Genomic DNA, 26068 nt, shown 5'->3' with positions numbered 1-26068 from the left:
ACTAGGCTTTTCGCGTGACGTTACCGATCGCGTGGTCCGCCGCCCGCGAGGCGGTGTTCGAGGCGGGGTCGGCGGCCGCACCCGCTGCGGTGCCGGTCCCGCTCGCCGAGTCCGACGGCCTGACGCTCGCCGCCGGCCTGGTGACCCTGACCGACCTGCCCGCCTTCCCGACCTCCAGCGTCGACGGCTGGGCGGCCCGCGGCCCCGCGCCGTGGCGGATCGTCGGGCGGGTGCTCGCCGGTGACGCCGCCGAGCCGCTCGCCGCGGACGGCACCTGCGTGGAGATCGCCACCGGAGGCATGGTTCCGGCCGGTACCACCGCCATCGTCCGGGTCGAGGACTCGACCGTGACCGGCGGCGCCGTCACCGGCGAGCCGCGCAAGCTGCCCGATTGGCGCCGCCGGGGTGAGGAGGCGGCCGCGGGTGAGGAACTGCTGCCGGCCGGCACCCCGGTCACGCCGGGGGTGATCGGGCTGGCCGCCTCGTGCGGCTACGACACCCTGCTCTGCCGCCCGGCCCCGCGCACCGCGCTGCTGGTCTTCGGCGACGAGCTGCTCACCGCCGGCCTGCCCGGCAAGGGGCGGGTCCGCGACGCGCTCGGCCCCGCGCTGCCCGCCTGGCTGCGCCGGGCCGGCACCGAGGTGGTGGCCGCGCACGGTCCGGTCGGCGACACGCTCGAGGACCACGTGGCCGCGCTGCGCGGGGCGGTCGAGGCGGGCGCGCAGGTGATCTGCACCACCGGCGGGACGATGCACGGGCCGGTCGACCACCTCCACCCGGCGCTGGCCGAGTTGGGCGCGGAATACGTGGTCAACACGGTCGCGGTGCGCCCCGGCTTCCCGATGCTCGTCGCGCGGCTGCCCGGCGGCCAGTTCGTCGCGGGCCTGCCCGGCAACCCGCAGTCCACGTTCGTCGCTTTGGTTTCATTGGTACTTCCACTGCTGGCCGGCCTGACCGGCCGCGCGCTGCCCACGCTGAGCAGCGTGACCCTCGGCGCCGACGTGCCCGGGCGCGGCGACTTCACCCACCTGGCGCTCGTCACGCTCGACGGCGGGCGCGCCCGCCCGGTGGCGCACGTCGGGTCCGCGATGCTGCGGGGGCTGGCCGGCTCGGTCGGCTTCGCCGTGATCCCGCCCGGCACCGAGGGGCGGGCCGGGGCGGTGGCTCAGCTCGTACCGCTGCTGGACGGTGAACGATCGTGATCAAGACCCTGGTGACCACCGAGCCGCTGGACGTGCGCGCGCACGAGCTCGCCGTCGCGCACAGCGCGGCCGGGGCGGTCGTGTCGTTCGCGGGCGTCGTGCGCGACCACGACGGCGGGCGCGGCGTGGTGGAGCTCGAGTACGAGGGGCACCCGAGCGCCGGTGACGTGCTCGCCGAGGTGGCCGCCGAGATCGCCGCCGACCCGGCCGTGCACGGCCTGGCGGTGTCGCACCGGGTCGGCCGGCTCGAGATCGGCGACGTGGCGCTGGTCGCCGCGGTGTCCAGCGCCCATCGGGCCGAGGCGTTCGCGCTGTGCGCCCGGCTCGTCGACGAGGTCAAGGCGCGGCTGCCGGTGTGGAAGCGTCAGGTCTTCACCGACGGCGAAGAGGAGTGGGTGAACTGTCCCTGAGCCGCCGGCGGGCCTGCTTGGCCGCGTGACCGGCCCGCCAGCGCAGGCCCGGGCGGCCCTCGGTGTCGAGCGCGGCGATCAGCAGGCCGCCGAACAGGGAGACGTTCTTGAGGAATTGCACGCGCTGCATGGCGCGCTGCTGCGGGTCTTCAATGGCCCAGAACGGGTGACCGGCCAGCGTGGTCGGCACCAGCGACCCGGCCAGCAGCAGCGCCGCCGGCCGGGGGACGCGCCCGGTGGCCAGCAGCAGCCCGCCCGCCACCTGGGCCGCCCCGTTGATCCGCACCAGCGTCTCGGCGTCGCTGGGCAGGGCCGGGTGCAGCGCCTTGATGCCCGGCCCGAGCCGGTCGGTCACCGGGCGTGCCCGGTCGGCGAGCTTCTGCGGCTCACGGAAGGCGGACCAGCCCTGGATGACGAACAGCGCGGCCAGCATCGACCGGGCCGCGGTGCGTACGGGTCTCATGACGCAAAACATACCCACCCGAGAAATGTCGTACCCCCTCACTACGGTTAGCGGCATGGCGGAAACAACGACGGTCACCACGGTCTGGACCACCGACCAGGTGATGGCGCTGGCGCCCGACTCGTCCGCGCAGCGGGCGGCGCGCGGGCTGGCCGGCGATCGCGCCTGGCTGGAGACCGGGCTGAGCGTCGCCGACGACCTCGACCCCACGCTCTGGGGGCTGTGCCAGGGCAGCGGCAACACGCCGTATCAGACGGCCGTCGACCTGACCGAGCCCGCGTTCAAGTGCACCTGCCCGAGCCGCAAGTTTCCCTGCAAGCACGCCCTCGGCCTGCTGCTGCGCTGGTCCGCCGGCTCCGTGCCCGAGGCGGTCGCGCCCTCGTGGGCCGGCGCCTGGCAGGCGGCCCGGGCCGCCCGCGCCAACCGGGCCAACCGGGCCGCGGACGGCCCGCCGGAGCAGGCGTCCGGCGGCGGAGGCGGGTCCGGCCGGGCCGCCCCCGGCGAGAAGGCGCAGGCCCGGCGGGCCGACCGGATCGCCGGCGGCCTTGACGAGCTCGACCGCTGGCTCGCCGACCAGGTCCGCTCCGGGCTGGCCGGGGCCGGCAAGGGCGGCGCCGGGTGGGACACGATGATCGCCCGGCTGGTCGACGCCCAGGCCGCGAGCGCCGCCGGCATCCTGCGCCGCACCATCGCCGTCCTGGGCTCCCCCGAGCGGCTGCTCGGCGAGCTGGCCCGGCTGCACCTGCTGGTCGGCGGCTACCAGCGCCTCGCCGACCTGCCCGAGGAGCTCGCCGCGAGCGTGCGGATGCGGGTCGGCGTGCCGATCGCCACCGAGGCCGTGCTGGCCGGGCCCGCCGTGCGCGACCGCTGGCAGGTCCACGGCGTGCGCGACGAGATCGAGGAGCAGCTCACCGTCCGCCGCGCCTGGCTGCGCGGGGCCGGCTCCGGCCGGCCGCTGATCGTGCTGTCGTTCGCGGTCGCCGGGCAGTCGCTGCCGATCGACCTGCTGCCCGGCACCGAGTTCGACGCCGACGTCTGCCTCTATCCGGGCGGGCAGCCGGAGCGGGCGCTCATCGCCAAGCGGCATGCCCCGCCGGAGCGCATGCACGCCGTCGCCGGCGGGGCCGGCATCGAGGCCGGCCTGCGCGCGCACGCCGAGGCGCTGGCCGGCGACCCCTGGCTCGACTACTGGCCGATGGTGCTCGAGGCCGTCTGCCCGGTCCGCGACGGCGCCACCTGGCTGCTCGCCGACCCCGGCGGCACGGCCCTGCCGCTCGACCCGGCCGCCGGGGAGCCGTGGCGGCTCGTCGCGGTCACCGCCGGCCGGCCCGCCACCGTCACCGGCGAGTGGTCTGCGGCCGGCTTCCGCCCGCTCGGCGTGTGGGCCGACGATCGGCTGGTGCGGCTGTGAGCGCGCTGCCCGACTGGGGCGACGTCCTCGCCACCGCGCTCGTCGGCACCCAGCGGCGCACCCTGCCCGCCGGGGTCGGCGGCGACGCCTCCGCCGACCCGACCGACGCCCTGCTCGACGCGGCCGGGGCGCTCACGCTCTACCGGCGGGCCGGGTTCCGGCCGCGCACCGGGGTCGCCGTCCCGGCGCCCGCGCCCGACGACGCAGCGATCCCCCTGGTCTCCTGGTCCGCCGCGGCCCGGGCGGCCGACCTGCTCGCCGTCGACGCCGCCGGCTACGGCGCCAGCAACGCCGTGCCCGTCCGCGACGCCGACGGCCGGGTCGAGCTGCTCGCCGAGTGGCTCGGCGCGGTCGGCGACCGGCGCGTCCCCGGGGAGCTGCTCCCGGCACTGCTGGAGATCGGCCGGCGGCAGCGGGCCCTGCGCCCGCTCATCGCCGCCGCCGGCGGCCCGCGCGCCGGGTGGCTGGCCGCCCAGCGCCCCGACTGGAGCTATCTCGACGCCGCCGATGCGGCCGATCGGGCCGCCGGGGCCGCGGCCGCCGACGACCAGCAGGGCTGGGAGCTGGGCACCATCGGCCGGCGGGTCGGCATCCTCACCGCCGTGCGCCGCGGCGGGCCGGCGGGCCAGCAGCGGGCCCGGGAGATGCTCACCGCCGTCTGGGCGGCCGAGACGCCCGACGACCGGGCCGCCCTGCTCGGCGCCCTGGCCACCGGCCTGTCCGCCGCCGACGAGCCGATGCTGGAGACCGCGCTCGACGACCGGCGCAAGGAGGTCCGCATCGCCGGGCTCGACCTGCTGGCCCGGCTGCCCGACAGCGCATATGCGCGGCGCATGATCGAGCGCACCACCGCCTGCGTGCGGGTCGCCGGCGGCCGCATCCACGTCCTCCCGCCCAGCGCCTGCGACAAGGCCATGCGCCGCGACGGGATCACCCCCCGCCCGCCGGCCGGCGTCGGCGAGCGCGCCTGGTGGCTGGAGGAGCTGCTGACCCGCACGCCGCTGCGGGTGTGGGGCGAGCCGGAGGAGTTCCTCGCCCTGCCGGTCACCGACGAGTGGGCCGCCGTGCTGCGCCGGGGCCTGGCCCGGGCCGCTGCCGGGCAGCGCGACGCGGCCTGGGCCACCGCGCTCACCGGCCGGCTCACCGAGGAGGTCGCCGCCGGCGGCCGCCCCGACGACCGGCTCCTGCTCGAGGCGCTCTATGACGCCCTGCCCTCCCGGGCACTGGCGACCATCGCCGTCGAGGTGCTGCGCCGGGGCCTGGCCGGCGCCGCCGCCGTCGGTGTCGAGCACGTGCTCGAGCTGTGCCCGCGCCCCTGGCCGGAGCCGCTGGTCGAGGCCGTCTTCGGCGCGCTCGACGACCTGGGCGGGCGCCGCTCCGCGGGCTGGCGCCTGGCCGGGCTGTGCGAGCTCGCCGCGCTGCGCCTGCCGGCCGGCACCGCCGAGCGGGCCACCGCGCTCGCCACCGCACTGCCCTCCGACGACCCGATGTCCTCCATCGTCGGCCGCTTCGCCGACACCCTCCGGTTCCGCTGCGACATGCTCGAGGAGCTCTCGTGACGGCGCCGCACCTCCCCCACGAATCGCTTGAGGAGCTCGCGTGAGCAGCACTGTCGATGTCACCGCCGCCCACGTCGACGGCGCGCCCGTCGCCGAGACGGTGCAGCGGCGCCACGCCGAGGACGAGTTCGCCGAGGAGCTCGTGACGCTCGCCGCCGCCGACGAGCGGCCCCGGCCGCCGGGCTGGCGGCTCTCCCCGGCCGCCGTCGTGACCTACCTGCTCGGCGGCGAGACGGCCGACGGCACCGTCATCACGCCGAAGTACGTCGGGCCCCGCCGCCTCATGGAGGTCGCCGTCGCCACCCTCGCCACCGACCGGGCGCTGCTGCTGCTCGGCGTGCCGGGCACCGCCAAGACCTGGGTGTCGGAGCACCTGGCCGCGGCCATCAGCGGCGACTCGACGCTGCTGGTGCAGGGCACCGCGGGCACGCCCGAGGAGGCCATCCGCTACGGGTGGAACTACGCCCGCCTGCTCGCCGAGGGCCCCAGCCGCGACGCCCTCGTCTCCAGCCCGGTGCTGCGCGCCATGGCCGAGGGGCGCATCGCCCGGATCGAGGAGCTGACCCGCGTCCCGTCCGACGTGCAGGACACGCTCATCACCATCCTGTCCGAGAAGACCCTCCCGGTGCCGGAGCTCGGCCAGGAGGTCCAGGCCCGCAAGGGCTTCAACGTCATCGCCACCGCCAACGACCGCGACCGGGGCGTCAACGAGCTCTCCTCCGCGCTGCGGCGCCGGTTCAACACGGTCGTGCTGCCCGTGCCGGCCGGCGTCGAGGAGGAGGTCGACATCGTGGCCCGGCGCGTCGCCGCCCTCGGCAAGGCCCTGGAGCTGCCCGAGCTGCCGCCCGCGGTCGACGAGATCCGGCGCGTGGTCACCGTCTTCCGCGAGCTGCGCAACGGCGTCACCGAGGACGGCCGCACCAAGCTCAAGTCGCCCAGCGGCACCCTGTCCACCGCCGAGGCGATCTCCGTCGTCACCAACGGCCTGGCGCTGGCCGCCCACTTCGGCGACGGCGTGCTGCGCGCCGGCGACGTGGCCGCGGGCATCCTCGGCGCCGTGGTCAAGGACCCGGTCTCCGACCAGGTGGTCTGGCAGGAGTATCTGGAGACGGTCATCCGCGAGCGCGAGGGCTGGCGCGACTTCTACCGAGCGGCCCGCCGTGGCGAGTGAGCCGCTGCTGCTCGGCGTGCGCCACCATGGCCCGGGCTCGGCCCGCGCCGTGCGCCGCGCCCTGGCCGCGTTCCGGCCCGACGTGGTGCTGATCGAGGGCCCGCCTGAGGCCGACGCCCTGGTGCCGTATGCCGGCGACGAGGACATGCGCGCGCCGGTCGCCCTGCTGGCGTATCCGGCCGACAACGCCGACCCGAAGCTGCGCGCGTCGTTCTGGCCGCTCGCCGAGTTCTCACCCGAGTGGCAGGCGATCCGGTGGGCGGTGGCCCGGGAGGTCCCGGTCCGCTTCATCGACATGCCCGCCGCCGTGCGCCTCGCCTCCCCGGCCGCCGCCGCTGGCCAGCTCTCCGACGAGGACGAGGTCCGGCTCGACCCGATCGGGGCGCTCGCCGAGGCCGCCGGCTACGACGACCCGGAGCGCTGGTGGGAGGACGTCGTCGAACACCGCTTCGGCGACCCCACTCCACCCGCTCCGCCGCCGGCCACTCCGCCTCCTGGCTCGGCCACCTCGCCTCCTGGCTCGGCCGCCCCGCCGTCGGTGCGTGCGGCCGGCTCGCATCCGGCTGGCGCTGCGGCCTCGCGCTTGCCGGGTGCTCCCGTCGGGCGTCCGCCGGGCGCCGGGTCGGCGGGGTCGGCGGATGGGGCGGGTTCGTCCGTGCCTGATGGAGGTCCAGCCTCGGTGCCGCCCGGCGCTGAGGTCGGCGCTCCCGGCGCTGGCGGGCTTGGGATGGCAGGCGACATTTCCGACATTTCCGATTTTGCGGAGATGGGCGGGGTTGGGATTTTCGCGGTTGCGCCGAGCATTGACGAGGCCGAGCTGGCCGTGGCGAGCGGGCCCTTTGCGGCGATCGCGGAGGCCATGAGCGTCGTGCGGGCGCACGCGCCGCGGCTGCCCGAGGCGGAGCGGGTCGACGAGGAGCGGCGCGAGGCGTATATGCGGATCGGGCTGCGGACGGCGCTCAAGGAGTTCGACCGGGTGGCGGTCGTCTGCGGCGCCTGGCACGTGCCGGCGCTGACCGGGCCGCTGCCCGCCGCCGCGGCCGATGCGGCGGTCGTGCGCGGGCTGCCCAAGGTCAAGGTGGCCATGACCTGGGTGCCGTGGACGCACGCCCGGCTGGCGTCGTGGCAGGGCTACGGGGCCGGGGTGCGTTCGCCCGGGTGGTACCACCATCTGTTCACCTCGGTCGACGCGCACGTCATCGAGCGGTGGCTGGTGCGGGCCGCGGGCGTGCTGCGCAAGGACGGCGTCCCGGTCTCCAGCGCGCACGTCATCGAGGCGACCCGGCTGGCCGAGGCGCTGGCCACGATGCGCGGGCGGCCGCTGGCCGGGCTCGCCGAGGTGACCGACGCGGCGCGGGCGGTGCTGTGCGACGGCGACGACCTGCGGCTCGCGCTGATCAACCGGCGGCTCGTGGTCGGGGACCGGCTCGGGCGGGTGCCGGACCGCACGCCCGGGGTGCCGATCGCCAAGGACGTGGCCGGCAGCCAGCGGCGGCTGCGGCTGCCGCCCCGGGTCGAGCGGCGGGAGTTGCGGCTCGACCTGCGCCAGCCGTTCGACCTCGAGCGCAGCCGGCTGCTGCACCGGCTCCGGCTGCTCGGCGTCGAGTGGGGGCAGGTGCTGGCCGCGGCCAAGGGGAAGGGGACCTTCCGCGAGGAGTGGGAGATCGCCTGGCAGCCGGAGTTCGCGGTGGACCTGGTCGAGGCGGGTGCCTACGGCACGACCGTGCTCGAGGCCGCCACCGCCCGGGTGGCCGAGCAGGCCGCGGCGGCGGCGACGCTGGCCGACGTCACGACGCTGGTCGAGCGGTGCCTGCTGGCCGACCTGCCGGACGCGCTGCCGGGCGTGCTCGACGCGCTCGACGAGCGGATGGCGCTCGACGCCGACGTGGCGCACCTGATGGAAGCGCTGCCGGCGCTGGCGCGCACCTTGCGCTACGGCGACGTCCGCGGCACAGACCTGTCCGCGCTGCGCGGGGTCACGCTCGGCATGATCACCCGCATCTGCGTCGGGCTGCCGGCCGCGGTCGGCGGGCTCGACGACACCGCCGCGGCGGTGATGCGCGACCGGATCGACGGGGTCCAGGGGGCGCTCGCCCTGGTCGACGACGCCGAGGCGCAGGAGCGCTGGCAGGGGGTGCTGGCCGGGCTGTCCACCCGTGACGACCTGCACGGCCTGCTCACCGGCCGGATGAACCGGCTACTGCTGGACGCCGGGGCGGTCGACGCCGACGAGATCGGCGCCCGGATGGCGCTGGTGCTGACGGTCGGCGTGCCGGTGGCCCGCTCGGCGGCGTGGATCGAGGGGTTCCTGGCCGGCGACGGGCTGCTGCTGGTGCACGACGAGCGGCTGCTCGGGCTGGTCGACGCCTGGCTGAGCGGCATACCGGCGGAGGCGTTCCTCGAGGCGCTGCCGCTGCTGCGGCGCACGTTCAGCGGCTATCCGGCACCGCAGCGCCGCATGATCGGCGAGCGGGCCGCCAACATCGGCACCGGACGGTCCGGCGCCGGCGCGGACGACGACGTGGATCCGGTCCGTGGCGCGCTGCTGCTGCCGGTCGTGGCCCGTCTCCTGGGGAGGGAGCTGCATGTCTGACGATCCGGCGGCAGGTGTGGAGCGGTCGCGGCGGCCGGCGGTGGTGCTCCGCGGGCCGCTGCTGCCGGCCGCGGCCCGGCTGGTGAGGAGGGAGCCGAATGTCTGAGGAGCTGGCGGCGGATGAGGAGCGGCTGCGGCGGTGGCGGTTGGCGCTCGGTGGGGCGCCGGGGGCCGAGGGGACCGGGTATTCGCTCGGCGGTACCGATGCGGCGGTCGACGCCGCGCTCGGGGCGCTCTACGACGGTGGCGGGGACGGCGGCGAGGCCCGGCAGCGCGGGGCGGGACTGGGGGCGTCGGCGCCGCGGGTGGCGCGCTGGCTGGGCGACATCCGGCAGTACTTTCCCTCGACCGTCGTGCAGGTCATGCAGGCCGACGCGATCGAGCGGCTCAACCTGACCCGGCTGCTGCTCGAGCCGGAGATGCTCGACGCGGTGGAGCCCGACGTCCATCTGGTGGGCACGCTGCTGTCGCTGAACCGGGTCATGCCCGACAAGAGCAAGCGGGCGGCGCGCAAGGTGGTGGCCAAGGTCGTCGCCGAGCTGGAGCGGCGGATCGCGCAGCCGACCCGCACGGCGCTCAGCGGGGCGCTGAACCGGGCCGCGCGGATCAACCGGCCGCGGCACCACGACATCGACTGGGACCGCACGATCCGGGCCAACCTCAAGCACTACCAGGCCGCGCAGCGCACGATCGTGCCCGAGCGGCTGATCGGCTACGGCCGGCGGGCCCAGGCGGTGCAGCGCGACGTCGTGCTGTGCGTGGACCAGTCGGGGTCGATGGCCGCCTCGGTGGTGTACTCCGGCGTGTTCGCCGCGGTGCTGGCCTCGATGCGCTCGCTGAAGACGTCGCTGGTCGTGTTCGACACGGCGGTGGTCGACCTGACCGACCGGCTGAGCGACCCGGTCGACGTGCTGTTCGGCACCCAGCTGGGCGGCGGCACGGACATCAACCGGGCGATCGCCTACGGCCAGCAGCTCATCACCCGGCCCCGCGACACGATCTTCGTGTTGATCAGCGACCTCTACGAGGGCGGCGTCCGCGAGGAGATGCTGCGCCGGGTGGCCGCGATGACGGCGGCCGGCGTGCAGGTGATCGCGCTGCTGGCGCTGTCGGACGAGGGCGCGCCCGACTACGACCGGGAGAACGCGGCGGCGCTCGCCGCGCTCGGCGTCCCGGCCTTCGCCTGCACGCCGGACGTGTTCCCGGAACTGATGGCCGCCGCGATCGAGCGCCGCGACCTACGCGCGATCATGGAGCGCGCCGCGGCGGCTCAGTCGACCGGGCCCGCCGGCAGCGGGCGGAGCGGAGGCCCGACGAACGCACCTTGACCGCGCCGACGGGCCGACGCCGCGCCGACGGGCCGACCCGCGACAGGCGCGGATCCGCCAGTGGCCGCACCTCGGCCGCGCCCGGACCGCGCCCTGCGCCGGCCCGGCGTCGCCGCGTCCCAGGCGGGCCGTGAGACGCGGGGCGGGTCGTGGGATGCGGCGTGGGCCGACCGTGGTTCGGCGCGGACAGGGTGCGGGCCTGGCGCGGCGCGGGGCGTGGGGTGCGGCGCGGGCCGCATGCGACCTGCGGGCGGGGCGCGATGTGTGCGGGTCCGGTATGGCCGCGCCGTCCCGGGCGTATGGCGAGCGATCCGCGATCAGGTCGCCCACCTAGCGGGACGCTGCGCGCCGTGGAGCGCAGCGACCAGAAGTCTCCGCGATCATGCCGCACTCGCTGCCGACACCAAGGGTTTTCATGATCACGGAGTGTCCATGTACACCTGTGTACCGAAAGTCTCCGGGATCATGGCAAACCCGTGGTGCGGGCACGACGGGCATCATGATCACGGAGACATACGTCCGCCCGGCCACACCGATCGCATGTGTCGCCCGACGCGGCGAGACATGCGCACCGCCCGCCCTGCCGCGCCGCCGCACGCGCCGCCGCACGCGTCGGCACCGGCGGCCAGCGACGGCCAGCCGCGGCGGCCGCCGCCTGAGCCGGTAACAACAACCACCACGATCAGGCGCTGGCCGCCGCAAGCGGGCCGCAGGGTGTGGCGCGGGCCGTGATGTGTGCGGGTCCGCGCGTGGCTGCGTCCTTGGTGCTCAGGCGGCTGAGACGTGCGGCGGAGGCGCACGGCGGCCTGCGGGGCGGGGGGCTACGTGGGGTGGGGGGGCTACTCGGTTGGTTGAGTGCGCAGGTAGCGGGCGAAGTGGGGGACCGTGAAGGCGACCGTGCCGCGTTCGCCGGAGTAGATCAGGCCCTTCTTGATCAGGGCGTCGCGGGCCGGAGACAGGCTGGCCGGGCGGCGCTCCAGGGTGCGGGCGATCTCCGCGGTCGGCACCGCCTCCGAGACGTCGACGGCCGGTAACAGCGCTGCCATTGTGCGCATGTACTCGCGCTCGGCGGGGGTGGCGCGCTCGTAGCGGGAGCCGAAGAAGCCGACTGCCAGTTCCGCCTCCGCCTCCGGGGCGGCGACCCGCACGTCGGCGGCGGTGATAGGGGAGCGTGGCGCGTTGTCCCAGGTGGCCTTGCCGTAGGCCTGGACGAAGTACGGGTAGCCGCCGGAGGCCTCGTAGAGCGCGTCGAGCGCCTTCGCCTCGTACTCGACCTCCTCGCGCTCGGCCGGTGCGGTCAGGGCCAGGTCGGCGGCGATGCGGTCCAGGCGGTCGATGCGCTGGTACTTGAACAGGCGCTCCGAATACGACTTGGAGGCCGACAGCAGCGCCGGCACGTGCGGCAGCCCCGCGCCGACGACGATCAGCGGAGCGCCGGTCTGTGACAGCTCGTGGCAGGCCGCGCACAGCGCCGAGATGTCGTCGGCCGCCAGGTCCTGTAGTTCGTCGATGAACAGTGCCACGCCCGTGCCCACGTCGGTGGCCACGCTCGCCGCGTCGGTGAACAGCTCGACCAGGTCGATCTCGATGTCGCCGGAGTCGGCCCGGCCGGTCGCGGCCGGCACGTCGATGCCGGGCTGCCAGCGGTCGCGCAGCTTCGACGGGGGCTTGCGCGGGTCCTCGCGCAGCGCGAACGCCTTGAGCACGCCCAGGAACTCGTCGATCCGGTCCGGCGCGCGGTGGTGCGGCGCGAGCTCGCGGACCGCCATGTGCAGGGCGGCGGAGACCGGGCGGCGCAGCGACTGGTCGGGGCGCGCCTCGATCTTGCCGGTGCCCCACAGGTGCGAGATCGCCTCCGAGCGCAGCGTGTTGAGCAGCACGGTCTTGCCGACACCGCGCAGGCCGGTGAGCATCAGCGAACGCTCCGGGCGGCCCCGGGCGACCCGCTCCAGCACCACCTCGAAGGCGTGCAGCTCGCGGTCGCGGCCGGCGAGCTCCGGCGGGCGCTGGCCGGCGCCGGGGGCATACGGGTTGCGAACCGGATCCACGAATCGCACATTATCGGGCTCTCTAGCGCGCACGCTAGAACCGCGTAGAGAAAGCTCTACGGCGTGTCGTCGTGGAACATCTACGGCTGTCTAGCGCATGCGCAAGACAGCCTTATAAGGACCCATCGAACGCGCGTTCGATGGCAGGCTCGAACTAATGTACTACACCCCGCGGGGAGCCCGTCGCAAGGGGGGCCGAAAACACGCCGGCCCGGGCGGTGGCCCGGGCCGGTCGCGAAAGGGGCTGGTCAGCTGCGCAGCTTCAGGCAGAGCACGAAGTCCTGCGAGTCGACGGGGCTGTCGAAGAAGTAGTTGTGCGAGTACCCCTGGGTGCCTTCGCACTTGTTCTTGTCGGTGGTGCCGGTGATCCGCTTGAGCACCTCGTAAGTGCCCGGGCCGCACTGCACCTTCTGCATCTTCGGGTGGTCGTTGTCGGTGCCGACGTTCTTGAGGCATTCGCCGGTCTTCACCGTCCCCGCGTCGCCGGCCTGGACGCCGCCGCCCGGCTTGCTGGCGCTCGCCGTCGGCGCGGCGCTGGCGCCGTTGGCCGCGCCGGCGTCGCCGCTCGCGCCGGCGGACGGGTTGGCCCCCGACGTGGGCTGGGAGCCCGAGGAGGTGGTGTCGCTCTTGTTGTTGCCCTTGAGCACGAAGTAGTAGACGCCCACGCCGCCACCACCGCACAGCAGCAGCACGAGGAAGGCGACCAGCGCGATCATGCCGCCCGAGCGCTTCTTCTCCGGCGGCGGGGGCGCGGACTGCTGGCCGGGGCCCCACTGCGGCTCGTCGCGGTAGCCGGTCGGGTCGTTGCCGCCATAGGGCTGGTAGCCGCCCGGCTGCTGGTAGGTACGGTCGTCGCCGTACCCGCGCCGGTCGTCATAGCCCTGGTTGCCATACCCCTGGTTGCCGTAGCCCTGATCGCCGTAGCCGCCCTGGCCGTATCCGCCGCCCTGGTCGCCGTAGCCACCCTGGTTGCCATAGCCCTGGTTGTTGTACCCCTGGTTGCCATAGCCGCCGCCCTGGCCGTAGCCGCCGCCGTCCTGCTCCGGCGCTCCGTAGGGGTCCTGACCGCCCTGCTGCCATGGGTCCTGGGGCTGGCCCCGGGACGGTCCGCCCGGCGGTCCATAACCCGACATGATCTCCTCCTGGTCCTGCGGCCGGTGGTCGGCGTCGTGAGCCTATCGGCGTCAATGCAGCTACGGTAGCGCCATCCAGGCCCCCCTCGACCTCACGGATTCGCGCCAACCAGGGTTCAGATCAGGCGGAGCTGGCGGTCCTTCGGTTTGCGCGGCGCCGCCGGGCCGCGCCGCTCCAGCAGGCCCGGGTCGATCGTGGACAGGAACGGCGACGGCGCCATCTCCCGATCCGACCCGTAGCGGAACCGGCTGCGGCTGTGCGAGACGAACAGCCGGTCCTGGGCGCGGGTCAGGCCGACGAAGAACAGCCGGCGCTCCTCGGCGACGTCGTCCTCCGATTGGCGGGCGCCGGCGAACGGCCGCAGCGGCAGCAGGCCGTCCTCGCAGCCGACCAGGAACACGACCGGGAACTCCAGGCCCTTCGAGGCGTGCAGGGTCAGCAGGTTGACCCGGTCCGCCCGCGGGTCCCAGCCGTCGACCTCGGCTCCGGTGGCCAGTGCGCCGAGGAACTCGTCGAGGTCGCTGCCGGCCCGCAGGGCGAGCGGGGTCATCAGGTCGACCGCGTTCCACACGTCGGCCTCGCTGAGCCCGATCAGATCGCTGTCGAGCTGACCGCAGCGCCCGGCGACGACCTGGCCGGCCAGGCGCACCCGGGCCGCGATCGAGCCGCCGAGGCCGTCGGCGAAGCGCAGCTCGCGGGCGATCGCCGCGACGCCGGGCCGGTCGAGCAGCCGGTCGTGGGAGCGCTTCTGCACCGGCACGCCGGCCCGCGACAGCGCGTCGACGATGGGCGCGGCCTGGGCGTCGGTGCGGTAGAGCACGGCGAAGTCGGAGAACGACATGGCCCCGACCGCGGCCCGGGGGTCGACCCGTCCGTCGAGCGAGCGGTGGGTCAGGCCGCCGACCAGCTCGTCGACGGTACGCACGACGAAGTCGGCCTCGTCGGCGACCGAGACGGCCGGATACAGCCCGACCATCGGCGCCTCCAGGTCGAGCCGGGCCGGGTCGAGCCGGCGGCCGGGCACCAGCGTCGTCGGCGCGATCGCCTGCACGGCGGCGGCGAGGATCGGCGCGGACGAGCGGTAGTTGCGGGTCAGCCGGACCACCCGGGCGTCGACGTCGCGGGTGGAGAAGTCGCCGGTGAAACGCAGGAAGAAGGAGACCTCGGCGCCGCGGAAGGAGTAGATGGCCTGGTCCGGGTCGCCGATCGCGCAGAGGTTGCCGCCCGGCGGGCACAGCAGGCGCAGCAGCTCGTACTGCACCGGGTCGACGTCCTGGTACTCGTCCACGAAGATCCATCGCCAGCGCGCGCGGTACCGCTCGATCAGCGCCGGCGTCTCGCCGAGCAGCTGCACGGAAAGCGTGAGCAGCTCGTCCAGCGACACCAGGTCGCGCGCCCGCAGCGCCTTGGCCAGCGACTCCCGGGTGGCCGGCTCCATCGCCGTCAGTGCCTTGCGCGCCTCGCGCTCCGACAGCGGATCGAGCGCGGCGAGCAGGTCGGCCTCCTCGGCGATGCGGAACTGCGGGGTCAGCCCGACCGCCGCCGCGTTCTCCCGCAGGATCGACAGGCCCAGCGCGTGGAACGTCGAGACGGTCACCGCCTCGGTCACCGGGCCGAGCAGCCCCTCCAGCCGCTCGCGCAGCTCCTCCGCGGCGCGGCGGGTGAACGTGATCGCCAGGCACTCCTCGGGGAACACGCCCAGCTCGGCGCACAGATACGCGATGCGGTGCGTCAGCGTCCGGGTCTTGCCGGTGCCGGGGCCGGCCACGATCAGCAGCGGGCCGCCGGGCGCGGAGGCGGCCACCCGCTGCAGCGCGTCGAGCCGGTCGAGCAGGCCGGTGCCGACCTCCTCCATGCCGGCGAGCATCGGTTCGAGGGGCTCGTGCGGCGACGGCGGCGGCGCGATCGGTGGCGGCGGCGCCTCTTCCACGGGTCTGGGGCGCCGCCGGGCCTGCTGCTTCGGGGCCGCTTCCGCTTTGCGCTGTTTTGGAAGAGCCGGCGTCGGTACGTCGAACAGGGCGTCCTCGTGCGCGTTCCCCCGCAGCTCGGCGGGCTCGAAGAGGCGGATCACGCCGTACTCGCCGTCATAGCCGGGCGTGCGGTGCACCTGGCCGCGCCGCAGCCGCGCGATGCCCTCCCCGAGCAGCTCCCCGCCGGCCCGGGTGACCTCGTCGACCGGCACCTCGCGCAGGATCGACAGCTCCGAGCCAAGCTCCGCGACGAGCGTCGCGAGCTTCTCGTCGACCGTCTTCGACTTCGGCCCGACCCCATTGATCTCGCCCAGGATCTCGTGCAGCTGGATCAGGTGGGTCACGCCCGGCGCGCCCGGCGGCACGAACCCCTCCGGCCGGTCGGCGAGCTCCTCGACGCGGTGCAGGACCCCGACGGTCAGCGGCTTGCCGCACTCCGGGCAGCGCCCCTGCGCCTCGCGGGTGCGGGCGGGCGGCCAGTTGACGTCGCAGGACCGGTGCCCGTCGGCGTGGTACTTGCCCTCCTCGGGGAAGAACTCGATCGTCCCCGCCAGGCCCTCGCCGGTGCGTAGCGCGTCGCGGACGCCCAGGTACGACAGCTCGCCGTCGAGCACCGTCGCCTCCCGGGCCAGCGCCGGCGCGGAGTGGGCGTCGGAGTTGGAGACCAGCCGGTACCGGTCGAGCGATGACACCCGCCAGTTCATCTCCGGGTCGGAGGACAGGCCGGTCTCCACGGCGAAGATGTGCTCGGCCAGGTCGGCGTAGCAGTCGGCGATCGCGTCGAAGCCCGACTTCGAGCCGAGCGCGGAGAACCACGGCGTCCAGATGTGCGCCGGCACCAGGAACCCGTCCGGGCTCGCCTCCAGCGTGATCTCCAGCAGGTCGCGGGAGTCGAGCCCGAGGATCGGCCGGCCGTCGGAGCCCAGGTTGCCGATGCGGCCCAGCGCGGTGTTGAACCGGCCGGCCGCCTCGAAGTCGGGCTGGTAGATCAGGTGATGGACCTTGCGGGTACGGTCGCCGCGCTTGTAGATCGTGGAGATCTCCACCGACAGCATGAACCGCACGGCCCGCTCGGCCACGCCCAGCCGGGCCGGCAGCCGGCGCAGGATGTCCGCCTCGCGGTCCGGGTGCAGCCGGAAGAGTCCCGGCTCGGCCGGGACGAGCGCCTCACGCAGGTGGTCGTGCCAGGCCGGGTGGGTGAAGTCGCCGGTGCCGAGCAGCGCGATGCCCTTGCGCCGGGCCCACCAGGTGAGCGTCTCGATGCTGAGGTCGCGGCTGCAGGCTCGCGAGTAGCGGGAGTGAATGTGGAGATCCGCGACATACGACTCAGCAGCGGCGTTCGAGGGCACGCTGCATCCTGCCACAGAGCCGCCGGGCGGCGCCGGTTACGCGCCGTGCAGTACGACGACCGAGATGTCCGGCGGTGCACCGAAGCGCACCGGCGGGCCCCAGAATCCGGCGCCGCGGGTGACGTACACCTGCGTCCCGTCGACCCGGCCCAGCCCCGCCACCACCGGCTGCTGGAGCCCGACGAGCAGGTTGAACGGCACCATCTGCCCGCCGTGGGTGTGCCCGGACAGCTGCAGGTCGACGCCGTGGCGGGCCGCCTCGTGCGCCTGGACCGGCTGGTGCGCGAGCAGCACGACGGGCCGCGCGGCGTCCCGGCCGTCCAGCGCCCGGGCGTAGTCGGGCCCGTCGCCGACGCTGCCGCCGGTCACGTCGTTGACGCCGGCCAGGTCGAGCCCGAGCACCTCGACCCGCTCGTTGCGCAGCACGCGCACGCCCAGCGAGTTGACCTCGTCGATCCACGCTTGATAACCGGAGAAGTACTCGTGGTTGCCGGTCACGAAGAAGCTCCCGCGCCGGGCCCGCAGGTCCTGCAGCGGCTCGGCGGCCGGCCCGAGCTCGGCGACGCTGCCGTCGACGAGATCCCCGACCACGGCCACGAGGTCGGCGTCCACCTCGTTGATCATGCGCACGATCCGCTCGGTATGCGCCCGCCCGAGCAGCGGCCCGAGGTGGATGTCTGAGACCAGCGCGATGCGGAAGCCCTCCATGCTTGCCGGCAGCTTGGCCAGCCGGATCGGCACCCGCTTGAGCTTCGGAGCCCCGAGCGCCTGGTATACGCCGATGCCGACGGCTCCCGCCGACAGCACCCCGGCGGTGACGGCGAGTGACCGCCCGAGCAGCAGTCGCCGCCCGGCATCGACCTGAGGCTCGGGACCGGAAATGTCCGCCACTTCATAACGGACATCTACGATATTTCGGTTAAATGGCGAGGAAGGCCGCGGGAGACGCAGCGCCAGGCGCGGGATCTCCAGCAGCAGGAGCGTCACGAGCAGGTAGAACATGAGCGCCAGCCACAGGAAGCCCGGCCACGCAACCAGCACCTGCCGGGAGTGCGGCAGCGCCCGGGAGAGGGTCAGCGTCGCCGGAATCACCAGGGCCAGCAGCACGACGACGACGGTGCCGATCCGGCGCCCCCGCCGCGTGCGGGTGGTGTCCTTGACCAGGCGCTTCCACAGGTACCAATGCAGGAGGGCGGTGATGAGGAGCACCACCGCCAGCAGGACGACGAGCACCCGGTCAGCCGCCCGCGAAGGGGGGCAGGACGTCGACCGTGGCGGCGTCCGGCAGCAGCGCCTCGCGGTCCCGCCACGACGTGCCGTCGACCAGGAACGAGCAGGCGGTCAGGACCGCGGCCAGCCGCGGCCGGTCGGCGGTGATCGCCGCCTCCAGCTCGCCCAGCGTGGCCGCCGCGACCTTCTCCTCGGGGACGCCTGCGGCCGCCCGGGCCCCGGCGAAATAGCGCACGAGCAGCACGAGTGCGGTCAGCCTCCGATCGCGGACATCGGCCGGGCGGGCTGCAGGAAGCGCGGGTCGTTGATGCCGTGCCCGGCCGGCTTGCCCCACATCGCCTTGCGCCACAGGTCGGCGAGCTCCTCGTCGTTGGCCCCGGCGCGCAGGGCCCCGCGCAGGTCGGTCTCCTCCTGGCTGAACAGGCACGAGCGCACCGCGCCGTCGGCGGTGAGCCGGGTGCGGTCGCAGGCGCCGCAGAACGGGCTGGAGACACTCGCGATCACGCCGACCTTCGCCGGGCGGCCGCCGACGCCGGTGTGCCCCTCGACCAGCCAGGTCTCGGCCGGTGCGCCGCCGCGGGCGCCCGGGTCGGGGTGCAGGGTGAAGGCGGCGCGCAGCTGGGCCAGGATGTCGGCGCCGGTGACCATCTGCTCGCGGCGCCAGGTGTGGCCGGCGTCGAGCGGCATCTGCTCGATGAAGCGCAGCTCGTAGCCGCGCTCCAGGGCGAAGCGCAGCAGGGCGACGGCCTCGTCGTCGTTCACGCCCCGCAGCAGCACCGCGTTCATCTTCACCGGCAGCAGGCCCGCCTCGGCCGCGGCGGCCAGCCCGGCGACCACGTCGGCGTGCCGGTCCCGGCGGGTGAGCGCCTTGAACCGCGTCGGGTCGGTGGTGTCGAGCGAGACATTCACCCGGTCGAGGCCGGCCTCGGCCAGCGGCGCGGCCAGCCGGGCCAGGCCGATGCCGTTGGTGGTGAGCATGGTGCGCGGGCGGCCGGGCAGCGCGCGGACCGCGCGGACGATCTCGATCAGCCCGCGGCGCAGCAGCGGCTCGCCGCCGGTGAACCGCACGTCGGTGACGCCGAGGCGGTGCACGGCGACGTCGATCAGCCGCACGACCTCCTCGTCGGTGAGCAGCGTGGGGTTGGGCAGCCAGTCCAGGCCCTCGGCCGGCATGCAGTAGGTGCAGCGCAGGTTGCACCGGTCGGTCAGGGAGACCCGCAGGTCGGTCGCCACGCGGCCGTGCCGGTCGGCCAGGCCGGCCCCGGGTGGCTCAAGCGGCACCGATTGGGTCATGCCCCGAACGGTACCCGAACGAGCGCCCGCATTCAGAGTGCGCGAAGGAGCGATCGGACCGACTCCCCGTAAGCGGCGCCGAACAGCGCGGTATGGACGAGCATCAGATAGAGCCGGTGCAGCGGCTGCCGCTCGCGCCACCCGTCGGCCAGCGGCCACGACTCCCGGTAGGCGGCCAGCAGCCGGTCGTAGTGTGCGACCCCGCCCCACAGGCCGAGCAGGGCCAGGTCGGTCTCCCGGTGGCCGCCGTGCGCGGCCGGGTCGACCAGCCAGGCCCGCCCGTCACGGTCCCACAGCACGTTGCCCGGCCACAGGTCGCCGTGGACGCGCGAAGGCGGCTCATCCCCGCCGTACCCCGAAATCTCGGACATCACCCGCTCGACGCCGGCGATGTCGTCGCTGGTCAGCGCCCCGGTGGAGGCCTCCAGGAACGGCTGCAGGCGGAACCGGGCGAACCACGGGCCCCACGGCAGGGTCGATGGCTCGTTGGGCAGCGGGAGCGCGCCGATGTACCCGGGCCAGGGCGCCCCGAACGTCTCCGCACCCGCCCGGTGCGTGTGCGCGAGCCCCCGGCCGAGCTCCTCGGCGCCGCGCGGGGTGGCCTCGCCGTGGTCGATCCACTCCAGGGCGAGCATGCCGGGCAGCTCCGCGATGATCTCCGGGACCGGCGCGCCGCCCGCCGCGCGCAGCCAGCGCAGGCCGGCCGCCTCGGCGGCGAAGAAGCCCTCCGGCGGGTCGGCGAGCGACTTGGCGAAGACCGAGTTGCCGTCGTCGAGGGTGAGCCGCTGGGCGACGCAGATCGAGCCGCCCGCGACCGGCGTCTCCCGGATGCGCTGGTGCTGGATGAAGACGGGCAGCTGGGCCGGGTGCTCCCGCAAGTACGAAAGGTCCATCAGCGGGGCTTCTCCAGGTGGTGGGTGGCGGCGAGCAGGGGCGGTGCCAGCGCCCCGGCGACCAGGCTGAGCAGGCTCATCGCCCGGTCGGCGGTGCCCATCTGCCCGCCGTGCAGGAAGTGGTAGCCGAAGTGCAGGGTGCCGAACACGGACGTGGCGATCCCGGCGAGCCAGCTGACCGCCGGGCGGTCCACGATCGCCGCGCCGAGGAACAGCACGGCCAGGGTCAGCATGGTGGCGCCCAGATCGATGATCAGATGTTGGTTGTACGGCGGGTAGGCCGCGGTCCAGTGCAGGCCGAACCCGGGAAACGTGGCGTAGAACCGCCCCGGCACTGCCACCGCCCAGCCGCCCCAGCCGAGGTTGAGCAGCCCGAGGAGGCCGAAGCCCAGCCGGCGGACCGGGCGCAGGAGGCTAGGCGGCGGCAGCGAGGGCTTCACGCGCGTCATCGTACGAGCGCAGGACATCCTGCACAGGCTCGACGATGTGCGTGACCGCCACCGCGGCGATGGACTCGCGCAGCCGGCGCTCGGCCCGGGCCCGGGCCCGCCGCGCCGCGACGGCGGCAAAGGGCCGCACCACCACCGCGAGCAGCGCGCCGAACAGCAGGCCGCCGGCGAGCAGCACGGTCGCCAGCGGCAGGCCGCCCGACCCGCCCAGCGCGGGCCCGCTGATGTCGGGCAGGCCGAGGAAGGCGAACACCGCCCGCACCGCCAGCCAGACCAGCCCGGCCAGGGCGGCCGCGGCGCCGAGCCACTGCAGCGCGCCGACGAGCCGCCACCACATCGGCCGCCGGGCCAGGCCCAGCTCGCCGGTCGTGGTCGCGACCGCGACGTCCAGCGCGTCGGGCACGTCGTCCACCCGTGAGCGCGCCGCCGCGGAGACCGCGGCCGGCCACGGCTCCGGCAGGCCCTTGGCGGCGGCCGCGGCGACCTCCCGCGAGGCGAGCGTGACCGCGGCCTTCTGCGCGGCGGTCGACTCGGGCAGGGAGGTGGCGTCGGGGCGCGGCGCCGGCTTGGTGTCCAGGTGCAGGCGGCGCAGCGGGTCTGGGCGCAGCCGGCGGGCCCAGCGCAGCACCGGCCAGCCCAGCGAGCCCGCCGCGCGGTGGCGGTAGGTGCGCTCGGTCGCGGCGGCGACGATTGGCGCGCCGGCGGCGTCGGAGAGCGCCCGGGCCAGCCGGTCGACGGTCTCCGGCGGTACCTCCGGGGAAACCTTCGCCCCGGAGGCCACCAGTGGCTGCAGGCCCGCCACCGCGTCGGTGACGTCGGCGTCCAGGCGCAGCAGCGCGGCGAGCCGGGCCGCGACCGTGCGCTCCAGCCCGGTGCGCAGCCGGGCCAGGCCGGGCTGGCCCTTCGCCGAGGTGGCGAACGTGGGCACCTCGCCCAGGCCGTCGGCGTCGAGCAGCCGGCGCAGGTCCTCGATGATCCGCTCGGCGTCGGCGCGGGTGAGCCGGTCGGCCTGGTTGAGCACGACCACGGTGATGTCACGGTGCCGCTGGAACTGGTTGAGGTAGCGCTCGTGGACCACGCGGTCGGCGTACTTCTGCGGGTCGAGCACCCACACGACCAGGTCGACCAGGCGCAGCAGCCGGTCGACCTCGATGCGGTGCCGCTCCTCGACCGAGTCGAAGTCGGGCAGGTCGAGCAGGACCAGCCCGCGCAGGGCGGCCTGGTCGTCGCCGTCCAGCGCGCTCTCCCGGGTGAACCGCCGGTTGGGCGGCACGCCGAGCCAGTCCAGCAGCGGCCCGGCGCCCTCCTGCCCCCACACGCAGGCGTGGGCGACGCCGGTCGTCGGCCGGCGCACGCCGACCCGGGACAGCTGGAAGCCGGAGACCGCGTTGAACAGGCTGGACTTGCCGCTGCCGGTGGCGCCGGCGAGCGCGATCACGGTGTGCGCGCGGGACAGCGCGAGCCGCTCGCCGGCCCGGTCGATCACCGTGCGGGCGGGCACCAGCTGCTCCTCGGGCACGTGGCCCTCGGCCGCGGCGACGAACCGCTGCAGCGCCTCGACCCGGGCGGCCAGGCGGTCGGCGTTCACCGGCTGCCGCGGCACCAGCTGCTTCACCCGCTCCACGATGCTCATGTGCGGTCGACCTCCGGCCGGGCGTGATGGATGGCGCTGCTGAGCGCGCGCAGCCGGGGCGACAGCTCCCCGTCGACGCCGGCGCCGGCCAGCGCGGTGCGGAACCGGGCGGCCTCGTCGTCGAGCAGCGCGGCGACCCGCTCCTCGAGTTCCTGCCGGGCGCGCGTGGCGAGCGAGCGCACCGCCTGGTCGCCGAAGATCGCCTCGAGCAGCTTCTGGGCCGCGATCGTGGTGCCGCCGGCGACCGCGATCTCCGCGCCGGTGGGGATGAACGCGGTGGCCGCGAAGACGCTGACCATGACCAGCAGGCCGGTGGCGTTGACCGCGTATGCGCTGGCCTTGGCGATCACCCGCTTGTCCCCGGCCTCGCCGCGGACCAGCTCGAGCACGGAGCGCTGCCAGTCCCGGATGAGCCGGTCGATGCGCTCGTCGAGGTCGTCGGACGGGTGCACCAGGTTGGGCGCGGCCTCCAGCAGCACCGCCCCGGCCGGATGCGCCCGCCAGGCCGTGCCGGCCCGCTCGGCGGCGTCGGTCGCGGCGCCCTTGAGCAGCACGGCGAGCCCCGAGCCGAGGGCCTCCTGGAAGCGCTCGCCCGGCGCCGGGCGCCCGGTGAGCGCCGCGACCGCGCGGTCGCGCAGCTTGCCGACGCGGGCCTGCAGGGCTCTCATGATGTCGCCGGTACCGACCAGCTCCTGCCAGCGGGCCAGCACCTCGCCGCGCAGCAGCGCGCCGTCGTGGATGCCCATGTCCACCGACTCGGTCGCGGCGCGGTAGGCGGTGTGGACCGCGTCGCCCAGCGCCCGCGCGGCCGCGAGCTGGTCCTCGGCGGCGGCGGCCAGGATGATCACGTCCACGGTGAGCGCGTCGATGGCCCCGCCGACCGTCTGGCGGACCACCGCCGCCCGCGCCTCGGCGTCGCGCGCGAGCCGGCCCAGCCAGTCGCGCAGCCGCCCGATCTGCTCCTCACCGAGCAGCCCCTGGCTGTCCAGGCGGGCCTCCGGCAGGGCGAACAGCGGCACCCCGCCCAGGTCCTGCTCGCGCAGCATGCCCGCCAGGTGCGGGCCGATCTCGTCGGCGGCGCCGCCGCCGGGCACCCGGTCGAGCACGAGCGCGACGGCGGTGCCCCGGTTGCGCGCGGTGCGCAGCAATCCCCAGGGCACGGCGTCGGCGTAGCGGGCCGCGGTGGTGACGAACAGCCACAGGTCGGCGGCGGCGAGCAGCTGCCCGGCCAGCTGCCGGTTGGCCTCCACGACCGAGTCGATGTCCGGCGCGTCGAGCAGGGCCAGCCCCGGGCTCAGCGCCGGGGCCGGCACGACCTGCAGCGTGCGGGGGTCGCCGCTCGGCCCGCTGGTGCGGGTGAGCGTGGGCAGCAGGTTGGCCCGGGTGAACCAGGACATGTCGGCCGGGTTGCAGACCAGCACCGGGGCCCGGGTGGTCGGCCGCAGCACCCCGGCCGGGCTGATCGGGGTCCGGACCAGGCTGTTGACCAGCGTGGACTTGCCGGCGCCGGTGGATCCGCCGACCACCACCAGCAGCGGGGCGTCGAGCCGCTCCAGCCGGGGCAGCAGGTAGTCGTCGAGCTGGGCGGCCATCGCGGCCGCCACCGTGCCGGCCCGCTCGGCGCTGGGCAGGGGCAGGGCGTAACGGCCGCCCTTCACCGTGTCGCGCAGCTCGACGAGCGCGCTCACGAGCGGCTGCTCCGGCTCCCGCTGGCGCGGCATGCGGCCTTCCTCCTGCGGTGTCCGGCCGTCCTCGGGGCGTGGGGGCCGACCGGTTGAGCGATCATCCGCCGTTTGGGCAGGGATCGTCGACCGGGCGGACAGCGACTCGCCCTGTGTGGTCACGGGTAAAGCGTGCACGATACGGCCCGTGAGCGCTATGGAACGAGCGTGAGCATCGATGTGATCGAGCGCAACCACTCCCGGGAATCACCCGGAGGCCGCCGGGGTTGCGTCTGTCAGACTCAAGGTTCCACTTGACGATCGAGAGTCTCGTGGCACTATTGAGTGACAGTCACTCAACTTCGCAGCCGGCGTCCGCGCCGACTGCCGCATGGAGGTCAGGAAGCTATGGCACGTGCGGTCGGCATCGACCTCGGAACCACCAACTCGGTGGTCAGTGTCCTGGAGGGCGGCGAGCCCAGCGTCATCGCTAACGCCGAGGGTGCGCGCACGACGCCGTCGATCGTCGCGTTCGCCCGCAACGGCGAGGTCCTCGTCGGTGAGGTCGCCAAGCGGCAGGCCGTCACCAACCCGGACCGGACCATCCGCTCCGTCAAGCGCGAGATGGGCACCAACTGGGCCATCGACATCGACGGTAAGAAGTACACCCCGCAGGAGATCTCCGCGCGGGTCCTCATGAAGCTCAAGCGCGACGCCGAGGCCTACCTCGGCGAGCAGATCACCGACGCGGTCATCACCGTGCCGGCATACTTCAACGACGCGCAGCGCACCGCCACCAAGGAGGCCGGCGAGATCGCCGGGTTCAACGTGCTGCGCATCGTCAACGAGCCCACCGCCGCCGCGCTCGCGTACGGCCTGGACAAGGGCTCCAAGGAGCAGACCGTTCTGGTCTTCGACCTCGGCGGCGGCACCTTCGACGTGTCCGTCCTCGAGCTCGCCGAGGGCGTCGTGGAGGTCAAGTCGACCTCCGGCGACAACCACCTCGGTGGTGACGACTGGGACGAGCGCATCATCGATCACCTGATCAAGACCTTCCGCGGCCAGCACGGCATCGACCTGTCGGCCGACAAGATGGCCATGCAGCGGCTGCGCGAGGCGGCCGAGAAGGCCAAGATCGAGTTGTCCGCGGCGACCACCACCTCGATCAACCTGCCGTACATCACCGCCGGCCCCGACGGCCCGCTGCACCTGGACACCCAGCTCTCGCGTTCGGAGTTCCAGCGGATGACGCAGGACCTGCTGGACCGCACCAAGGTGCCGTTCGAGCAGGCGATCAAGGACGCCGGCGTCAACGTGGCCAAGCTCGACCACGTCATCCTGGTCGGCGGCTCGACCCGCATGCCCGCGGTGACCGACCTGGTCAAGCAGCTCACCGGCAAGGAGCCCAACAAGGGCGTCAACCCGGACGAGGTCGTCGCCGTCGGCGCCGCCCTGCAGGCCGGCGTGCTCAAGGGCGAGGTCAAGGACGTCCTGCTGCTCGATGTCACCCCGCTGTCGCTGGGCATCGAGACCAAGGGCGGCATCATGCACAAGCTGGTCGAGCGCAACACGACCATCCCGACCAAGCGCTCCGAGGTCTACACGACCGCCGACGACAACCAGCCCTCCGTGCTCATCCAGGTCTTCCAGGGCGAGCGGGAGATGGCGGCGTACAACAAGCGCCTCGGCACCTTCGAGCTGACCGGCATCCCGCCGGCGCCGCGCGGCGTCCCGCAGATCGAGGTCACCTTCGACATCGACGCCAACGGCATCGTGCACGTGTCCGCCAAGGACCTGGGCACGGGCAAGGAGCAGTCGATGACGATCACCGGCGGCTCGGCGCTGCCGAAGGACGACATCGAGCGGATGATGCGCGACGCGCAGGACCACGCCGACGAGGACAAGCGCCGCCGCGAGGAGGCCGAGACCCGCAACCTCGCCGAGGCCCTGCAGTGGCAGACCGAGAAGTTCCTGGCCGAGAGCGGCGACAAGATCCCCGCCGACGCCAAGGAGCAGATGAACGAGGCGCTCGGCGACCTGCGCAGCGCGCTCGGCGGCAACGACACCGAGCGGATCAAGGCCGCGCACGAGAAGCTGGCCCAGGTCTCCCAGCAGGCCGGCAGCGCCCTCTACGAGCAGCAGCGGCAGCAGGCCGCGGGCGACGCGAGCGGCGCCACCGGCGGCACGAGCGCCGGCGCTCAGGCGGGCAGCGGTCCCGAGGACGTGGTCGACGCCGAGATCATCGACGAGGACAACAAGAAGTGACGGATG

19 protein-coding genes are annotated in these 26068 nt (G+C 74.6%); 8 read left to right on the top strand and 11 right to left on the bottom strand.

The window, feature by feature from the left end; genetic code table 11:
- The first annotated feature begins 14 nt into the window (after positions 1–14).
- The gene (locus ACQPXD_RS56220) at positions 15–1202 is read left to right on the top strand and encodes a molybdopterin molybdotransferase MoeA (RefSeq protein WP_432833442.1); all 1188 of its coding nucleotides are present in this window, start codon (positions 15–17) and stop codon (positions 1200–1202) included.
- The gene (locus tag ACQPXD_RS56215) at positions 1199–1612 is read left to right on the top strand and encodes a molybdenum cofactor biosynthesis protein MoaE (protein WP_432833440.1); all 414 of its coding nucleotides are present in this window, start codon (positions 1199–1201) and stop codon (positions 1610–1612) included. Before ACQPXD_RS56220 ends, ACQPXD_RS56215 begins: the two co-directional genes overlap by 4 nt.
- On the opposite strand, the gene ACQPXD_RS56210 is transcribed toward ACQPXD_RS56215, so the two are convergent.
- Entirely contained in the window at positions 1575–2075 is a 501-nt protein-coding gene (locus tag ACQPXD_RS56210; RefSeq protein ID WP_432833438.1) for a DoxX family protein, read from the bottom strand. The genes ACQPXD_RS56215 and ACQPXD_RS56210 overlap by 38 nt on opposite strands.
- A gap of 55 nt (positions 2076–2130) precedes the next feature.
- On the opposite strand from ACQPXD_RS56210, the gene ACQPXD_RS56205 reads away from it, so the two are divergent.
- From ACQPXD_RS56205 to ACQPXD_RS56185, 5 genes are all read left to right on the top strand, one after another.
- A complete protein-coding gene (locus tag ACQPXD_RS56205) occupies positions 2131–3486 on the top strand; it encodes an SWIM zinc finger family protein (protein WP_432833436.1) in 1356 nt (451 codons plus the stop codon).
- Entirely contained in the window at positions 3483–5045 is a 1563-nt protein-coding gene (locus ACQPXD_RS56200; protein WP_432833434.1) for a DUF5691 domain-containing protein, read from the top strand. The genes ACQPXD_RS56205 and ACQPXD_RS56200 overlap by 4 nt, the downstream gene beginning before the upstream one ends.
- Positions 5046–5085: 40 nt before the next feature.
- Positions 5086–6216, top strand: a complete 1131-nt coding sequence (locus ACQPXD_RS56195; protein WP_432833432.1) for an ATP-binding protein — start codon at positions 5086–5088, stop codon at positions 6214–6216.
- Positions 6206–8809, top strand: coding sequence for a DUF5682 family protein (locus ACQPXD_RS56190; RefSeq protein WP_432833430.1), 2604 nt, complete (start codon positions 6206–6208; stop codon positions 8807–8809). The genes ACQPXD_RS56195 and ACQPXD_RS56190 overlap by 11 nt, the downstream gene beginning before the upstream one ends.
- A 98-nt stretch (positions 8810–8907) precedes the next feature.
- The gene (locus ACQPXD_RS56185; protein ID WP_432833428.1) at positions 8908–10137 is read left to right on the top strand and encodes a VWA domain-containing protein; all 1230 of its coding nucleotides are present in this window, start codon (positions 8908–8910) and stop codon (positions 10135–10137) included.
- Between the two features lie 839 nt (positions 10138–10976).
- On the opposite strand, the gene ACQPXD_RS56180 is transcribed toward ACQPXD_RS56185, so the two are convergent.
- From ACQPXD_RS56180 to ACQPXD_RS56135, 10 genes are all read right to left on the bottom strand, one after another.
- The gene (locus ACQPXD_RS56180; protein ID WP_432833426.1) at positions 10977–12185 is read right to left on the bottom strand and encodes an ATP-binding protein; all 1209 of its coding nucleotides are present in this window, start codon (positions 12183–12185) and stop codon (positions 10977–10979) included.
- Between the two features lie 248 nt (positions 12186–12433).
- Positions 12434–13318, bottom strand: coding sequence for an LppU/SCO3897 family protein (locus ACQPXD_RS56175; RefSeq protein ID WP_432833424.1), 885 nt, complete (start codon positions 13316–13318; stop codon positions 12434–12436).
- Positions 13319–13434: 116 nt separating this feature from the next.
- Entirely contained in the window at positions 13435–16653 is a 3219-nt protein-coding gene (locus ACQPXD_RS56170; protein ID WP_432833422.1) for a UvrD-helicase domain-containing protein, read from the bottom strand.
- A 21-nt stretch (positions 16654–16674) separates the two neighbouring features.
- Positions 16675–17871, bottom strand: coding sequence for a metallophosphoesterase (locus tag ACQPXD_RS56165; protein ID WP_432833420.1), 1197 nt, complete (start codon positions 17869–17871; stop codon positions 16675–16677).
- Between the two features lie 4 nt (positions 17872–17875).
- On the bottom strand, positions 17876–18112 hold the full coding sequence (locus ACQPXD_RS56160) for a MoaD/ThiS family protein (protein WP_432833418.1): 237 nt from the start codon (positions 18110–18112) through the stop codon (positions 17876–17878).
- Between the two features lie 8 nt (positions 18113–18120).
- Entirely contained in the window at positions 18121–19161 is a 1041-nt protein-coding gene (gene moaA / locus ACQPXD_RS56155) for a GTP 3',8-cyclase MoaA (protein WP_432833416.1), read from the bottom strand.
- 32 nt (positions 19162–19193) lie between these two features.
- A complete protein-coding gene (locus ACQPXD_RS56150; protein WP_432833414.1) occupies positions 19194–20054 on the bottom strand; it encodes a fructosamine kinase family protein in 861 nt (286 codons plus the stop codon).
- A complete protein-coding gene (locus tag ACQPXD_RS56145; protein ID WP_432833412.1) occupies positions 20054–20494 on the bottom strand; it encodes a hypothetical protein in 441 nt (146 codons plus the stop codon). The genes ACQPXD_RS56150 and ACQPXD_RS56145 overlap by 1 nt, the downstream gene beginning before the upstream one ends.
- Positions 20469–22136: a GTPase gene (locus ACQPXD_RS56140; protein ID WP_432833410.1), complete on the bottom strand. Its 1668-nt coding sequence runs from the start codon at positions 22134–22136 to the stop codon at positions 20469–20471. Before ACQPXD_RS56140 ends, ACQPXD_RS56145 begins: the two co-directional genes overlap by 26 nt.
- Positions 22133–23857 carry an ABC transporter gene (locus ACQPXD_RS56135; RefSeq protein ID WP_432833408.1) on the bottom strand — a complete coding sequence of 575 codons (1725 nt, stop codon included), beginning with the start codon at positions 23855–23857 and terminating at the stop codon, positions 22133–22135. Before ACQPXD_RS56135 ends, ACQPXD_RS56140 begins: the two co-directional genes overlap by 4 nt.
- 348 nt (positions 23858–24205) lie before the next feature.
- On the opposite strand from ACQPXD_RS56135, the gene dnaK reads away from it, so the two are divergent.
- Complete coding sequence (gene dnaK / locus ACQPXD_RS56130) at positions 24206–26062, top strand: molecular chaperone DnaK (RefSeq protein ID WP_432833406.1); 1857 nt, start codon at positions 24206–24208, stop codon at positions 26060–26062.
- Positions 26063–26068: the final 6 nt, after the last annotated feature.

Source organism: Dactylosporangium sp. CA-092794 (assembly GCF_050948465.1).
In the GTDB taxonomy this organism is placed as follows: domain Bacteria; phylum Actinomycetota; class Actinomycetes; order Mycobacteriales; family Micromonosporaceae; genus Dactylosporangium.
This window is presented reverse-complemented; position numbering and strand designations above follow the sequence as displayed.

What these genes read in the sequence shown, in the direction of transcription:
- ACQPXD_RS56210 (WP_432833438.1), bottom strand. Translation starts at nt 2,075, where the DNA reads ATGAGACCCGTACGCACCGCGGCCCGGTCGATGCTGGCCGCGCTGTTC.
- ACQPXD_RS56205 (WP_432833436.1), top strand. Translation starts at nt 2,131, where the DNA reads ATGGCGGAAACAACGACGGTCACCACGGTCTGGACCACCGACCAGGTG.
- ACQPXD_RS56185 (WP_432833428.1), top strand. Translation starts at nt 8,908, where the DNA reads ATGTCTGAGGAGCTGGCGGCGGATGAGGAGCGGCTGCGGCGGTGGCGG.
- ACQPXD_RS56175 (WP_432833424.1), bottom strand. Translation starts at nt 13,318, where the DNA reads ATGTCGGGTTATGGACCGCCGGGCGGACCGTCCCGGGGCCAGCCCCAG.
- moaA (WP_432833416.1), bottom strand. Translation starts at nt 19,161, where the DNA reads ATGACCCAATCGGTGCCGCTTGAGCCACCCGGGGCCGGCCTGGCCGAC.
- ACQPXD_RS56150 (WP_432833414.1), bottom strand. Translation starts at nt 20,054, where the DNA reads ATGGACCTTTCGTACTTGCGGGAGCACCCGGCCCAGCTGCCCGTCTTC.
- ACQPXD_RS56140 (WP_432833410.1), bottom strand. Translation starts at nt 22,136, where the DNA reads ATGAGCATCGTGGAGCGGGTGAAGCAGCTGGTGCCGCGGCAGCCGGTG.
- ACQPXD_RS56135 (WP_432833408.1), bottom strand. Translation starts at nt 23,857, where the DNA reads ATGCCGCGCCAGCGGGAGCCGGAGCAGCCGCTCGTGAGCGCGCTCGTC.
- dnaK (WP_432833406.1), top strand. Translation starts at nt 24,206, where the DNA reads ATGGCACGTGCGGTCGGCATCGACCTCGGAACCACCAACTCGGTGGTC.